General features: G+C 46.4%; 12 protein-coding genes. 7 read left to right on the forward strand and 5 right to left on the reverse strand.

Annotated features, from left to right (window positions below; genetic code table 11):
- Nucleotides 1-181 precede the first annotated feature (181 nt).
- Together EL633_RS28515 and EL633_RS28520 are read right to left on the reverse strand one after the other, a co-directional pair.
- Nucleotides 182-1,051 carry a phytanoyl-CoA dioxygenase family protein gene (locus tag EL633_RS28515; protein ID WP_126630626.1) on the reverse strand — a complete coding sequence of 290 codons (870 nt, stop codon included), beginning with the start codon at nucleotides 1,049-1,051 and terminating at the stop codon, nucleotides 182-184.
- 141 nt (nucleotides 1,052-1,192) lie between these two features.
- Entirely contained in the window at nucleotides 1,193-2,080 is an 888-nt protein-coding gene (locus tag EL633_RS28520) for a helix-turn-helix transcriptional regulator (RefSeq protein WP_161982507.1), read from the reverse strand.
- Nucleotides 2,081-2,563: 483 nt separating this feature from the next.
- Here EL633_RS28520 and EL633_RS28525 point away from each other — a divergent pair, with 483 nt between their 5' ends.
- The 3 genes from EL633_RS28525 to EL633_RS28535 all read left to right on the forward strand — a co-directional run bounded on the left by EL633_RS28525 (nucleotide 2,564) and on the right by EL633_RS28535 (nucleotide 5,158).
- Nucleotides 2,564-3,694, forward strand: coding sequence for a serine/threonine protein kinase (locus EL633_RS28525; protein WP_161982508.1), 1,131 nt, complete (start codon nucleotides 2,564-2,566; stop codon nucleotides 3,692-3,694).
- Nucleotides 3,695-3,796: 102 nt separating this feature from the next.
- Complete coding sequence (locus EL633_RS28530) at nucleotides 3,797-4,444, forward strand: HAD family hydrolase (RefSeq protein WP_126630629.1); 648 nt, start codon at nucleotides 3,797-3,799, stop codon at nucleotides 4,442-4,444.
- Nucleotides 4,445-4,627: 183 nt separating this feature from the next.
- Complete coding sequence (locus EL633_RS28535; protein WP_218027602.1) at nucleotides 4,628-5,158, forward strand: DoxX family protein; 531 nt, start codon at nucleotides 4,628-4,630, stop codon at nucleotides 5,156-5,158.
- A gap of 109 nt (nucleotides 5,159-5,267) precedes the next feature.
- On the opposite strand, the gene EL633_RS28540 is transcribed toward EL633_RS28535, so the two are convergent.
- Together EL633_RS28540 and EL633_RS28545 are read right to left on the reverse strand one after the other, a co-directional pair.
- Nucleotides 5,268-5,780, reverse strand: a complete 513-nt coding sequence (locus EL633_RS28540; RefSeq protein ID WP_126630630.1) for a class I SAM-dependent methyltransferase — start codon at nucleotides 5,778-5,780, stop codon at nucleotides 5,268-5,270.
- Nucleotides 5,770-6,051 (reverse strand): class I SAM-dependent methyltransferase, encoded by a 282-nt coding sequence (locus tag EL633_RS28545; RefSeq protein ID WP_126630631.1) that lies wholly within the window; start codon nucleotides 6,049-6,051, stop codon nucleotides 5,770-5,772. Before EL633_RS28545 ends, EL633_RS28540 begins: the two co-directional genes overlap by 11 nt.
- 513 nt (nucleotides 6,052-6,564) lie before the next feature.
- Here EL633_RS28545 and EL633_RS28550 point away from each other — a divergent pair.
- From EL633_RS28550 to EL633_RS28565, 4 genes are all read left to right on the forward strand, one after another.
- The gene (locus EL633_RS28550) at nucleotides 6,565-7,476 is read left to right on the forward strand and encodes an EamA family transporter (protein ID WP_126630632.1); all 912 of its coding nucleotides are present in this window, start codon (nucleotides 6,565-6,567) and stop codon (nucleotides 7,474-7,476) included.
- A gap of 148 nt (nucleotides 7,477-7,624) precedes the next feature.
- Nucleotides 7,625-8,161 (forward strand): NUDIX domain-containing protein, encoded by a 537-nt coding sequence (locus EL633_RS28555; protein WP_161982509.1) that lies wholly within the window; start codon nucleotides 7,625-7,627, stop codon nucleotides 8,159-8,161.
- A 374-nt stretch (nucleotides 8,162-8,535) separates the two neighbouring features.
- On the forward strand, nucleotides 8,536-10,440 hold the full coding sequence (locus EL633_RS28560; RefSeq protein WP_126630634.1) for a glycosyltransferase: 1,905 nt from the start codon (nucleotides 8,536-8,538) through the stop codon (nucleotides 10,438-10,440).
- A 239-nt stretch (nucleotides 10,441-10,679) separates the two neighbouring features.
- Nucleotides 10,680-11,642, forward strand: coding sequence for a LolA-like protein (locus tag EL633_RS28565; protein WP_126630635.1), 963 nt, complete (start codon nucleotides 10,680-10,682; stop codon nucleotides 11,640-11,642).
- A gap of 66 nt (nucleotides 11,643-11,708) precedes the next feature.
- Here the strand turns inward: EL633_RS28565 and EL633_RS28570 are convergent, their stop codons facing one another.
- On the reverse strand, nucleotides 11,709-14,303 hold the full coding sequence (locus EL633_RS28570; RefSeq protein WP_161982510.1) for a DUF8189 domain-containing protein: 2,595 nt from the start codon (nucleotides 14,301-14,303) through the stop codon (nucleotides 11,709-11,711).
- Nucleotides 14,304-14,419 lie beyond the last annotated feature (116 nt).

Here is a 14,419-nt window from a genome sequence, read left to right on the forward strand (position 1 = left end):
TAATCGGACATTTGCTTGCCACTCCTATCAGGCGCCTACAGCACTCGCATATTTTTGCTTATGCTACAGCAGAAAGTTTGTGTTGGACACTTTCTGCTGTAGCATAAGCAAAAACGCTCCCTGCCGTTGGCGAGGAGCGGGGAGTCTGACAGAAAAGATTGACTATTCCTCCAGGGATGAATTAGTGAACTGGCCAGAGTTGGGGGCAGATGGCCGGGTCGGTATAATCTGGATATTGCTGGCCTTGCTGATTGACACTATGGCGACAGAGTTGATCATTGTTGTGGCGGGCCAGGGTTCCGTTTGAATAGTGATATTCCTGATAGTGATTACCCTCGTCTTGCAAATGTACCGCAATGGAGCGACGTGGGTTAGCCGTAAAATTGGGTCCACTGCCATGAATAGTCAAGCATGAATGGAAGCTTACCTGACCCATTTCAAGCTCGACAGGAACTTTCAGGATCGGATGACCACCGGTATTAAACTTTTTTTCAAGGCCTTGAAGGTCATTGCTGAAAAAGTCCAGTTGATCAGTGTTATCGGGCCAATCCTGACTCTGATCAATCATGGTAATGGTTCCCATGCGTTCATCACAGTCATGAAACGGAATCCAGGCAGTCAGCATTTGCGTTGATGAGCATGTCTTCCAATAACCACGATCGGTATGCCAACCAACATTTGTCCCTTTTTGAGGATCACTGCTTGGCTTGTATAATAGCTGATCGTGCCAGAGCCTTATAGAGGATCCAGATAAACGTGCGGCTACCGCTGCCAGTAGAGGTTTACGTATCAGGGTAGCTAATTCCCTGTTTTGCAGTGAAGCATAATCATTCTTGCGCAATACATTCCCATGTTCAGGCCGCCAACCACGTACATCTACGGGCAAAGTAAAATCACGCTCACCTGCATAATAGCGTTCGCTCCCAGCCAACGCCGACGCAATTTCCGCATCGGTAAACAGCTTCTTGGATTTATAGTAACCATGAATACGATAAAACTCTACATCCTCATCAGTAGGTAATAAAAGTATTTCTTCAGCAGTCAGTTGCATCCAATATTCTCCTTGCGCTATACAGCTATGTCACGCTTGCGACATTTTTAACTATACGCGGGGAAACGTGGATTGTCTTTCACCAGTGCGATCCCATTTTTAAAGATTTGACTCATTACCCCTACCACTCCACTAAGACGCTCAATGATCATCTTGCCGATATGAGTCTGAATGTAAGAGAGATTTGCGATACTCCTGAGGTGACATATTTGTATGGCGCTTAAAAAACATACTGAACGTATGTATTGAAGAGAAATGGAGGCGTTCTGCAATTACGGAAACGGTATCTGGCGTTTCTTTTAAGTATATTTTAGCCCACTCCAGCGCAATTGACCGCATATAATATCCGAGTGAGATACCCATCGCATGTTTAAATTCACGTGCCAGATGCGAACGGCTCATATGGAATTGCAGCGCAAGGGCATCTATAGTTGTATAACCGCCAGGATCTGAATGAAGATAATACAATGCCTGCCGCAACACTGGGCTCAGCGGTACAGGTGGCTTATTTTCTTGCCGGGTTGCTTGCGCATAAATACGTAGCAAAGAAACCAATAATTGCAAAAACAAACTCTGCACCATCTCTAGCGCATGAGATTGACGCTGCTGCAACTCATCAAAGAAAATCTGATCAAAAAGAGCTTTGATCTGTTGGCTGGGATCAGGTGCGACACGTTGAATACCTAATTGATAGTACTCCAATTCCAGCGTACTTAAACGCGCTAACTGGAAACCTACATAATATAAGCAAAATTCAGCCTCACCAGATGCAGCCCCCTGATGAACCTCACCTGGACGTGTCAGAAACAGATCTCCCTGCTTGACAGTATAAGGAACATCTTCAATGGTAAACCAGCCCTGGCCCTTATCCACATAACACATCTCGAAATGATCATGAAAATGAGGCCTCACATGCCAGGACTCACTTCTTGCCACCCCAATGTAAAGAAGATTCTCTAGCAACAGGGAAAAGGGTAGATCAAAGCGTATCTCTTTATGCCATATATATACCTCAGAACTGCGAGGCATATGGGCTTTCTCTGGCTGTATCCGCATAAATGGTCTTCCAACCTGCATTTTTCCCTGATCTTCAATGATCGCGGGTCAGCACATGAACAGTAGCTATAAAATCAAGTATAACTCAGGAGGAACAAAAACTGCCAGTACAGGTTATTTTTACCCCACCGGTCCTTTTGGTACATAACATGAGCAGGTGATGCGTTGTTTGTAGTTGTAATAGATGCCACTATGTCATACAATAAAGCGCATACCTGACCCGACCAGCATTCAGAGGGAAGATATGGGCCAACACCAGCATCCCAAAAAGATGGCCGCTCATCCTGGTTTATGTGGAGTGCATAATACAGGTCCTCAGAACACTGTATATAGCCAATCTAAACTAAAAGCATTTCTATAAGATACTATTCTCGATCCAAAAATTGCTTTCTGATCGTATACTTTTTATACTCATCTTTTTCTACAAAGCTGGGATGCAAGGAGTGTAAAATGCTCATGCAAGAGCTGATAAATATAACAATAGGTCACTACCATATTGAACGTGGTCTCGCCAAGGGAGGGATGTCAGAAGTGTATCTGGCCCGGGACCAGCGAACACAGCAAATTGTGGCGATGAAAATGGTACGCCGCAGTGCTGGCGAATATTATGAACGCTTCCGCCGTGAGGCGCGAGCTATGTCACAGCTTCACCATCCACATATTCTCTCGGCCATTGATTACGGCGATTACGAAAACTGGTCCTACATGGTCACACCTTATATTGAATATGGAACCCTCAGCCGCCGCGTCTCTTCTGAAGGTCTATTATCGCTAGATGAGGCCAGCGATATTCTGGAACAGATCGCTGGCGCCCTACAATTTGCCCATGAAAAGGGCATGCTCCATCGAGACATTAAAGCTTCCAATGTCTTGCTAAAGGACGGGAAGTATGCCTACCTGACAGATTTTGGCCTGGTCAAAAGTATTGAAGATAATTATAGCCTGACACGCTCAGGTTTTCTGATTGGTACGCCTGAATATATGGCGCCAGAACTAGTTGAAGATGCAGCCTCACCGGCCAGTGACATCTATGCATTGGGGGTGCTGATCTATCAAATGGTCACCGGAAATGTGCCATTCAGAGGACCAAATCCGGTCACGATTGTCATGAAACATATGCGGGATCAACCGGTGCCGCCATCACAAATCAATTCAGCCGTCACCCCGGATGTTGAACGCGTTATATTACAGACATTGGAAAAGGATCCAACTCGTCGCTTCCGCACACCTAAAGCACTTGCAAATGCCTTTCATCAGGCCTATAAAGTCGATGCACTACCACAACCAGTCGCAGGCATTCAGAGTGTCATGCCAAAACTCCCACCCTCGATCCAGGTCGTGCCCCGGCAGGCATCCGTCCAAACGCCACGGTCAGGCATACCACGTATCGTCTGGATCATTGGCGCAGCCCTGGTGATCCTGCTCATTCTCATTGCATTACTCACCAATATGAAAGTCATAGGACAGGCCATGCCTGCTGTACACCCAACAGCCACAATAACAGTGACCACGACAGCAACGCAAAAGGCCACAACTACCACGATAATCAAAACTGCTTTCGCGCCTCTGGCGCTCCAACAGTTTTAAATGTGCTGTAAAATTGTGTGCTCTGCACACAATTTTACAGCACATTTAAAAGAAGAATGGGCGCTTGACACTGTCTAAAAACTGACTGGCAGGAGATACAAATTGGCTCCATATAAATGTGTGTTTCTTGATTGGGCATTTACTTTATCCAACTCACTTTTCTGGAATCATCTTGATGATCCAGAAAATCCTCACTATCCAACCTTCCAGGCTATTCAGGCAACGCTCTTCGGCAAAAACAGCTCTTTTAGTCAGATGACCGATTGGATGCGCGGCGAATTGAGTAGTGAGGACGTTATCGCTTTTATCTGTCAGCAAAATCCTACTTTTGATCCACAACTTCTGTTACAAGAACTGGCCTTAAGCTGTAGTCAGATGCAATTTGTTTCGGCAGAGATTCCAGCGTATGTGCATCAACTCCAGACAATGGGCATCAAAGTTGTAGTAGCAACTGACAATATGGATACTTTTTCACGTTGGACTGTACCCGCATTGAAACTGCAAAATATTTTTGATGATGTCTTGAATTCTTATAAACTCAAAGGGCTGAAAATGGATAAAACTGCCGACGGCAAGAGTGTCTTCTTTGGTGACTATTTACAGACACACCAGATTGGCTACGGCGAAAGCGTATTGATTGATGATGGCGATGAGCAATATGGTCAGATTATTAGCTCGTTTGGCATTGACTATCGGCAGATTGAACCACGCGTTGGATTAGTACCAGAACTCCAAAAGTTGTTGAGCTAAAATCACACAAAAGTACTGACACATTACTAATTCTCACCTGTTAGTTCGTCCTAAAGAAATACTATTACTCTGAACAGATATGTATCGTCAACAGGACATGTAGATGTACTTATCTATTCAGGCTTGTCCACAGGAAGATAAGCATTAAATTGGCTTATTTTCTTACTTAAAAAGGAGCCAACGATGAAATTTTTTAGTTTTCCTACGGACACAATGGTCAATACAGGGCTGCTTTTATTGCGCCTGACATTGTTCGCGGTCTTTATTGTGCATGGATCACAAAAAGTACTGGGATGGTTTGGTGGTCACGGCTTCCAGGCAACATTGACGGGTTTTACCAATGGTATGCAGATTCCACTCTTTCTCGCAGTAATCGCCATTCTCACAGAATTTTTGGCACCCCTGGCACTACTGCTGGGACTCCTCACCCGACTAGCAGCGCTAGGTCTGCTCTGTGTTGTAGTCGTAGCGATGACGAAGGTTCATCTAGCCAATGGATTTTTTATGAACTGGGCCGGACATCAAAAAGGTGAGGGTGTTGAATTCTTTATTCTTGCCATTGGCATCGCGCTAGCATTAATCGTTTGCGGAGCCGGCTCATGGTCACTTGATACTCTGATCGCGGGACGCAGTAAACAGACGAAAACCGCCAGTGTGGTAGGAAATATATCCACAGTTCCTCAAGGGCAGACATACACCAGCGATAAAGCCTGACCCAAAAAAGTAAAATTGTAGGCAAATCACGATGGGCAAAGGATAAATGCTTATCCATCATCCTTTGCACCAGCATAAAACGAGCAAATTTCTTTATCGATATTAACGCTTATACGACTGTGCCAACGATCAAAGCAGCTGGTAGATCAAAACTATAAATACCATGTTGCTGCTCTATATGTAGATGTTGGCGCACATCAGGGCGCGCGGTAGCAAAGAGCTGCAGGATACGTTCAACATGCTGGGGCGAGGTGCGCTGACGTTGTGTCCAGGTCGGCACATCCATATGAATACCCCAGCTATGCTGGACATGTGCCTCGATACCCACAGCTTTTAGCATCTCTAGCCAGGTGGAAACAGCATAATTGCGTACATGCGAAGGATCGCGTAGGACCTCAATCTCGTGGATAAAGGCATCTAGCTCTGCATCTTCAGCTCCAATGCTATCAATCAGTAGCAATTTACCAGCTGGCTTGAGGAGGCGTTTCCATTCACGTATGACCTGCGGAACATCTACAAAGTGATGGGCCGCCAGGCGGCAGGCAAGCACATCCACGCTATAATCTGCTAGAGGCAAATGATGGGCATCACCTTCGACAAAGCGAATATGCTCAATATGCATATCCAGCGCTCTTTTGAGCGGCCTCCAACATAGGAACAGTAAAATCGATAGCGATTACTTCATGAGCATGCGGAGCCAACGCAAAAGCCGCATGGCCAGCGCCGGTAGCCAGGTCCACTACAACTTCAGAGCCCTTGAGTTCTGCCGCCTGTACCAACCAGTCAAGATCAGGCCCCTGCGAATGTACGGAACTACCGACATAATCGCTGGCTGCCACTCCAAAGCGCTGCTGAATCAGTTTGTTCTGCTCATTATTGCTGAAATGTGTCATAACAACATCTTCCTTTTTACCGGGTGTGTCAGTTGATCTTTGTGCATCCATATATAAATTTTCAGTTCATGCCACTAAAAAAAGTATAAATGCCACCAGTTGATATGTCTAATACTTCTTTGTATAAAAACTGATACGCTCAAAGCATCAGCTCGACCTGGATAGCATGAATAAACTCATGCGAGCCAGGGAACTCAAACCTGATAATAGTCAATTCTTTTTATTGACAGCGAATTTATGACAGTGGTATAATCCCTGACCGGGTGTGAGGCAATAAAATATTTGCATGTCGTCAACACCCATTTCAATCGCTGAATGAGCAGAGAAGCTTAGATATATCTCCATATCTAACTTCATATAACAAATACGGGTTTTTCAACCGGCAGTATCGGCTCACTCTAGCTAGACCTCGTCTATGTTATGAGCGTAAGAGCCAGCTTTTTTTTGTCAAGAAGGCTGTCGTAAAGAAAAAAAGACATGGCTCTAGCGCTATGTTCACAGGGAGGACCCGTTGTGAAAAGGTTTACTGCCAGTTTGCTGGTCCTGATGGGGGCCGCCTCATTTGGTGTCTTATCTACCATTGTAAAAATAAGCTATAGTCAGGGCTTTTCTACTGCAGAAGTTACCAGCAGCCCACTGCTCTTTGGTTGTGTAATCCTCTGGCTCCTGGGTATTCCCTCCTTCAAAGAGCTACGTCAGCTTTCTTTTGCCACTATCGGTAAATTGCTGGCCAGTGGCATCTTCTCAGGACTGACAGGTGTCTTTTATTACCTGGCTCTGCAATCGTTGTCAGCATCGTTAGGGGTTATCTTACTCTTTCAATTTGTATGGATGGGCTTTTTGCTAGAATGGATACTACAAAAACGCCGTCCGAGTGGTAAACAATGGCTATCAATCGCTGTTGTATTGATTGGAACCGTTCTAGCAGCTGGCTACGAAGCATTACATTTTGAGCACATCAGCCTCGCGGGGATCCTGCTTGGACTACTGGCAGCCGCCAGCTACACCGGCAATCTTACGGTCAATGGTCGCGTGGCACTCAGCGTCTCACCAATCCTGAGAAGCACATTGATGGTGACAGGAGGAGCGGTAATAACCCTGTTGATTTTTCCACCACTTTTCCTATTCAATGACTCGATCGGACAGGGACTCTGGATCTACGCCTTACTATTAGGCCTCTTTGGCGTGATTATTCCACCGTATCTCTATGCTCAAGGCATACCAACCATAGGATCAGCGATGGCTTCAATTCTGGGCTCAGTTGAATTACCGATCGTGATCATCACATCAGCCTTGATTTTAAAAGAACACATTACAGTTATACAATGGCTGGGTGTCATCTTGATCCTGGTCGGCATTTGCATCTCCGAACAACGTATCATTAGCCAGAAAACGTTCAGGAAACGCCTGCAGTACAGAAATTAAAACATACTCCATGAAGATGCCCGTATTTTCTCAGTAAAATACGGGCATCTTCATGTGAAATAGCTCTAGTATTTCGTTCGACCCTGTGATACAACTACCAGAGATTGAGAATGAAGTAGTTTATTTAAACAAAGAAAGGAGCGAAAAATTGAATCAGAATATCTACGACAATATTCGTACACGTGTGATCGTCCTGGAACAAGAGCGAATATTATTATTGCATGGTGAGAACACCTGGAGTTTACCCGGAGGTGGATTAGAACCATATGAAAGCCTACTGGAATGCGCGGTCCGCGAGGTACGTGAAGAGACAGGCATAGAGGTGGAGGCTACCAGTATTGCATTTTTAGGAGAGTGGGTCTATCCTACTCATGCGCCATGCCCGCATAAAAGAATGCACTATGGCTATACCCTTGAAGTTCATATTTATGCCCATCCAACTACAACGGCCCAAACCCTCCAACAAGAAGGTCCTGAATTTCCAGTCCCTGTCTGGATCCCACTCATAGAGGTAGCTTCACTGCCCTTAAGGCCGAAAGAAATCAAAACTCTGGCCCAGGAGCTGCTGGCAGGCAAGAGTCTGGTTGGAGTGCCAGCAATCATCCAGCACATAGAAAGCCCCCGAGCGACACCTCCCACTGAACTGGCCTATACAAAAGTGGACATAGCAGGCATCACAAAATAATGACGCGATAGCACACAAATAATCTCATGATTGCTAGAAGTTGAATAGCTATTGTCCATGTAAATTGGACGAGAACAGTGAAGTAGATTACAGAAACTTGAAAAAATTTGCTATATATTGTATCTATATATCATTGATAAAAATCTATAACTCAAGTATTGACAAATGATCGAAAAACCATTGCTCTAAAAAACAAACATATAGTTATCTACCAAAAATTTATTTCGTGAAGATTCCATAGTACGGAATTACTATAAGATAAAAGCGAAATAGACCATGCTCAATTATTGTTATAGTATGTATATCAACTGGTGAGTCCATTAGATCATGTTTGCTAAATCGATACGCATCATCCTTATGATCTTGAGGGAATTATGACAAATACAACTACTGAAGTACTTATGAACGAAGAAGAAATAACCAACACACTCCAAGAGAATAATGATGTGGTACAAGAGGAATATACTCAAGCCACACCAATTGAAGAGCTAAATATTCCAACTGCAAGTTATGCGAGCCTACAAATACAAAATGGGCATCTACGAATAGCCGAAGGAGATACTGGTCATGCTGTGATCAGTTACGAAAAGGCTCTACTTGATGCTGATCCCAATGAAGCGGCTCTCACCTGGCTGAAACAAAATGCCGATGAGCGTAATTTGCAATTCATCGCAGCCTCTTTACGCCAAGATGATTTTTCAGCCGATCTCGGTGCAAAGTTATGGATGCAAGCCGATATTGTTCCCTTGAAAGGACAAGCTACGGCTAATGAGCAACTAACTGCTGAAGAGATGATACAAGAGGTGCGACAACAATTCGACCAGAATGATCTGGTTCAAGTCCCATTGACTGCTGAACGTGAAGTTGTGGTGAGTGAACTGGTCACGTTGGAAGACTATCGTAGCGCCGTCACATCGGAAGACTTTGAACTGGTCACACAACTGGCGAAAAAGTTTGAAGGGAAGAAGTTGGTCTTCATTAACGCCACACCACAAGGTGGGGGCGTAGCTTTGATGCGCCATGCCTTGATTCGCTTGCTGCGCTTACTAGGAGTTGATGCACACTGGCACATTCTCTTACCAAAGAAAGAGATCTTCGACATTACGAAGACCAAAATTCACAATGTGCTACAGAACGTCGCCAGCCCATCAACCAGGCTAACAGATGAAGAAAAACAACTCTATCTTGCCTGGAGTAAAGAAAACGCTCAGCAACTGGATCCAGTCTTTAGAACAGCTGATGTAATCGTCATTGATGATCCACAGCCGGCAGGATTGATTCCTTACATTCGAGAAGCTAATCCAGACTGCAAACTGCTCTACAGATCCCATATCCAGATCGTCGCCGAGTTGGCTACCAGGGAAGGGACACCACAGCATACAACCTGGAGCTTCCTGTGGGACTTTATTCGTCAGGCTGACTTTTTTATCAGTCATCCGATGAAGATGTTTGTGCCCGACGATGTTCCAGCTGAAAAAGTACTTTATATGCCTGCTACCACGGATCCCGTTGATGGTTTAAATAAGCCATTAAGCGAACAGCAGATGGATACCTATATCAAGCATTTTAACCGTATCCTGGAGAATGAAGGTCAAACACCCCTGGACAGCCAGCGACCCTATATTGTACAGATTGCTCGCTTTGATCCTTCTAAAGGTATTCCTGATGTGCTGGATGCTTATCGCCAACTGCGCAGTAAACTGGAAGCAGAACAGAAAACAGTTCCACAACTCGTGATTGCAGGCAACGGCTCCATCGATGATCCAGACGGAGTACCAGTCTATAGCCTGATCAAACGTACTCTGCAAACTGAACCATATGTTCATTTCGCAGATGATATCAAAGTAGCGCGCCTGCCTCATCGTGATCAGATTCTAAACACGCTATTACGCAGAAGCGCAGTAGTCCTGCAGCTCTCGATCAAAGAAGGTTTTGAAGTCAAGGTAACCGAGGCCCTCTTAAAGGGCAAACCGGTTGTGGCATATCGTGTTGGTGGTATTCCTCTACAAATCCAGGATCAAATCACTGGTTATCTGGTAGAAACAGGGAATACGCCCCAGGTGGCACAACACATATACAACCTGCTGACAGATGAGATGCTCTACAATAGCATGAGTACCGCGGCAGCCACACTGGCCAATCGCGATTACCTGACCGTCTCGAATGCTATCTGCTGGCTACATCTGGCCACAGAATTACTGGCGAATGAAGAGATCGAAGGTAACTATCAATGGGTCAAAGCGCTAGCACAACAGAACGCTGAAGAGTTAGCCGCCTGACTGCCAACAAGACTAACAACAAGATAAAAAGAAGCTTCCTCTCATGAAATCAGGAAGCTTCTTTTTTTACGTACGAGCACAATTTTATGCCTGGCCGAGGCAAAAAGAGGTGAAGATGATGGGTAGATGATGTGGTGATGATGTGTATTAAAAACACCTGGCCGCCCATACTATAAGAGAAACGACAATGCATCTATATATGTTTTAACCTGATCTTATAGAGGAGAAAATGGTGTGTTATGAAAATGATCGCTCATCTCTGTCGCATCCTGTGTCTCTTGTTTCTATTATCGTTGTTAGCAGCCTGTAATAATAGTCCATCTATAAATACGACAACTATCACACAACCAACCGCCACGATAACTACCAAAGAGCCAACCCAGCAACCACTTTCGGCAAAACAATTACTCGAAAAAAGCCAACAGGCCATGAAAGATATTCATTCGGTCCATTTCACACTCGACGCCAAACATCAAATCAGCAACAATCAAACGACGCCAACTGCCAGTCTATTACAGACACTCCTACCTATGCCCGGCACCTCCAACTACAATATGTGGAGCCAGGGACAAGGGGATGAAACAGATGGCACAATATCACAGATCACATTACAAGAAAAATCGGATGGCAAGCTCTTTCAAGCCCATTCTGGCGCAACCTTTAGCCTCAATCAACGCATACAAGGCGACAGCGTATATATATTAGGAGGTCTATACAATCACGAGAAATGGTATGTGATTGATAAAAAAATCTTGCAACAGACACCCTCTACCCAGGTCTATGCAGTGGCAGGCATTGCCCAGGTTCGTTCGCTGCTCGATCTAGCGCTACAAAAAGGACAGATCAGCGACAAAGGGAAAGAAAATATAAGTGACCGCCTCTTACGGCATATCAAAGTGAGCTTTACTGGAGAAGGGCTAGCCGCGCTACAAGACTTAGATGTCGAAAATAAATCTAGCAGGCAAGAATATAATAATGCTCAGACTACTGCTGGTAGTACAGATTTTTGGATCGACGAAGATACGGGTTATGTCTATCAGCTAAGCAACCTTATTACTACTACCTTGAGTAATGGCATCCCAATTCAACAAACACTCAAATTTAAATGTCAAAATTTCAATCAGTCAATACGGATTGACATACCAGTAAATGCTATTCCGGCCAGCGATTTGAGCCAGATCTATCCACCAGCCCGTGGTTAATAGGCTGACCCCTCTCATCTGTTGATAAGCGCAGTTAAAAGATAATGGGTCCACAAGCGTAAGTTATCAGGTGAGAGGAACCCAGGGCTGCCACAAGCCGCCTTCGTACCAGGTTTGTTGCAAAACATTGTTGGCGGTCCGCGCAAAAACATCAATGCGACCAGTGCCCCATGTGGTGGTGGTGGGACTGGTCGTCAATACGCCACTGAGCGTCTCCCAGTCATGCCAATTGCCATCATAACTACGTCGCTGCAGGACATTACCAGCGCCACGTACAAATATATCCAGGTGGTTTTGACCGATAGAGACAGCCGCCGGATCTGATTCAAATGAGCCGCCCAGCGATTCCCAGTCATGCCAACTGCCATCAAAGCCACGATGCCAGAGCGCGCTATCGGAACCACGCACAAAGACATCCAGGCGATTTGGTCCCCAGGTAGCGGCCGAGGGACTTGACAGGAGCACCCCATCCAGCCGTTCCCAGTCATGCCATGTGCCGTCAAAGGCTTTATGCCAGAGCGCATTATCGACACTGCGCGCAAATATATCCAGGCGATTTGGCCCCCAACTCACAGCCGTTGGATCTGAAGTCAATGCGCCACCCAGCGATTCCCAGGGATGCCAGCTGCCATCGTACCAGCTATGTTGTAAGGTATTATCCACACCACGCGCAAACACATCAAAACGGCCAGCTCCCCAGCTTGTCACCGTAGGATCAAAAGTCATGCCAGCAAGGGCCTGAGTCCAGGGATGCCAGCTGCCATCATAATGCCGTTGCCAGAGAGCTCCATCTGTGCCACGCACAAAAAGGTCCAGTTGATTTGGACCCCAGGTAGTAACAGTTGGGCGTGTAGGACCAAGTACCACCATATTCTGTGGAGTGGGTGTGGCCGTGGGAGCCTGCGTAGCGGCGGCGGTGGGAGCAGCGGTTGGCTGCTGGTGAGGTTTAGGCGTCGGGGCGGATGATGCCGCGGGTTGAAAAGCGTTCTGCCAGTACATTGTCGCAATCACGCCGGTCAGACCGGCTACTCCAACGCCTACCGCCAGACCACCAAGTACCATTCGCCGTGACATCCCTGCGCCATTCGCTGACATGCCAGGTGGCGGTATAGCCGGTACCGACTGCGTCTGCACTATCTTACGCGCCGCCGGTACCGACTGCGTCGAATGCAAACCATTGGAACGATTATATAGAGGAGGGAGGGCCTCCTGCGGTGGATCGGGTGATAACAAAGGAATAGATAACAGCTTTTTCGCGGCCGGTACTGCCTGCCTGGACCAAAATTGCTTTGCCGCTGGCACCGTCTGATCTATCCATAAATGCCTGGCCGCCGGTAGCGTTTTATCTAGCCACAAATGTTTGGCCGCCGGCATCGTTTTATCCACCCACAGATGCTTCAAGGAAACAATCACCGATTGTTCCTGTTCTCCAGAAGCTACATCGCGGACATCAGCATCTGACGCAACTACAGGCATAAATGCCGAGAGACGCAAAGGTCTGGATTTATTTTCGTCAATATCACCTCCCACTTCCGCAGGCGCGGCATAGTCTGACAGGCGTCCTGTAGTACCAGCCGCATGCGCAGGTAACTTCAACGAGACAGCAGGCACAGGTGTTATCGGTTTATCGCTAGCTGGTCGCACGGGAGGGGCTGACAATAAGCCAGGCTTATCAGAGCCGGGCAAACGCGTCCGCGCAACAGAAGGGGGCAGGTTAACCATGGATTTATCTGGACCAGGAGAGGGCAACAATGGTGGTGGAGTCACAGGCGCTGGAAACGGAAAAGCTTCTGTTTTATCCGCGGAAAAAGAAGAGACAATCTCGACTTTCCGCGCTGACAATGCCTGCTCAAAAGCCGTTGCAAAGTCCAATATTGAAGGATAGCGCTCCCTCGGCTGTTTGGCCAGTGCCTTCATTATCACCTTCTCAACCTCGGACGTGACTTCTGGAGCCTTATCCGAGAGAGATGGAACAGCAATATGGACATGTTGCAGAGCAACCTCCATATCAGAGCCACTAAAGGGAGGTGCACCACACAGCCATTCATAAGCGACAATTGCTAAAGAATATTGATCGCTCGCGAACACAGCGTCCGCGGTAAATAATTCGGGCGCCATATAGGTCGTTGTACCAATCGCCGCGCTCTGTTTCGCCCGTGGCACCAGTGAATTACCTGGTATGCTCTGAGTTGCGACAGCAATGCCAAAATCACTCAGCAACAATTGCTGCTGCTCACCCAATAATATATTCTCGGGCTTCACATCGCGGTGAATAATCTGTTGCACATGAGCATATTGTAAAGCCTGGGCCATCTGTTTAACATAGCCAACCACCGTCGCAAGCGGAACGATACTTCCCATCGGATGCAAGCGGCGCAATGAGCCATAGGGAGCATAACCCATCACCAGAAAAGGCACGTCATGCTCAATGCCAAAATCATGCACAATCGTAATATGGGGATGACGCAAGCGAGCGATAGTACGCGCCTCAGCCAGAAACGACTCAAGAGCATCTCGATCCAGTTGGACACGCAACACCTTGATAGCCGCCGATGTCTTCAGATAGATATGCTCACCCAGGTATACATCGGCAAAGCCACCCTGACCAAGCAGTTCCAGCAGCCGATAATTTCCTAGCATCTTACTGCCATCATAAGCCATCGCGATATTTCTCCTCCCGCCCAGACAATATATAAGTTCGATAAATTGCCACCAGACAACTCTCCCTAAAAACGTATCATTCCCAACTATACCTATATGAGGCGAGAGTCGAAATT

Source organism: Dictyobacter alpinus, from assembly GCF_003967575.1.
GTDB lineage: Bacteria > Chloroflexota > Ktedonobacteria > Ktedonobacterales > Ktedonobacteraceae > Dictyobacter > Dictyobacter alpinus.

What these genes read in the sequence shown, in the direction of transcription:
- EL633_RS28515 (WP_126630626.1), bottom strand. Translation starts at nt 1,051, where the DNA reads ATGCAACTGACTGCTGAAGAAATACTTTTATTACCTACTGATGAGGAT.
- EL633_RS28520 (WP_161982507.1), bottom strand. Translation starts at nt 2,080, where the DNA reads ATGCCTCGCAGTTCTGAGGTATATATATGGCATAAAGAGATACGCTTT.
- EL633_RS28525 (WP_161982508.1), top strand. Translation starts at nt 2,564, where the DNA reads ATGCAAGAGCTGATAAATATAACAATAGGTCACTACCATATTGAACGT.
- EL633_RS28535 (WP_218027602.1), top strand. Translation starts at nt 4,628, where the DNA reads ATGAAATTTTTTAGTTTTCCTACGGACACAATGGTCAATACAGGGCTG.
- EL633_RS28540 (WP_126630630.1), bottom strand. Translation starts at nt 5,780, where the DNA reads ATGCATATTGAGCATATTCGCTTTGTCGAAGGTGATGCCCATCATTTG.
- EL633_RS28545 (WP_126630631.1), bottom strand. Translation starts at nt 6,051, where the DNA reads ATGACACATTTCAGCAATAATGAGCAGAACAAACTGATTCAGCAGCGC.
- EL633_RS28560 (WP_126630634.1), top strand. Translation starts at nt 8,536, where the DNA reads ATGACAAATACAACTACTGAAGTACTTATGAACGAAGAAGAAATAACC.
- EL633_RS28565 (WP_126630635.1), top strand. Translation starts at nt 10,680, where the DNA reads ATGAAAATGATCGCTCATCTCTGTCGCATCCTGTGTCTCTTGTTTCTA.
- EL633_RS28570 (WP_161982510.1), bottom strand. Translation starts at nt 14,303, where the DNA reads ATGGCTTATGATGGCAGTAAGATGCTAGGAAATTATCGGCTGCTGGAA.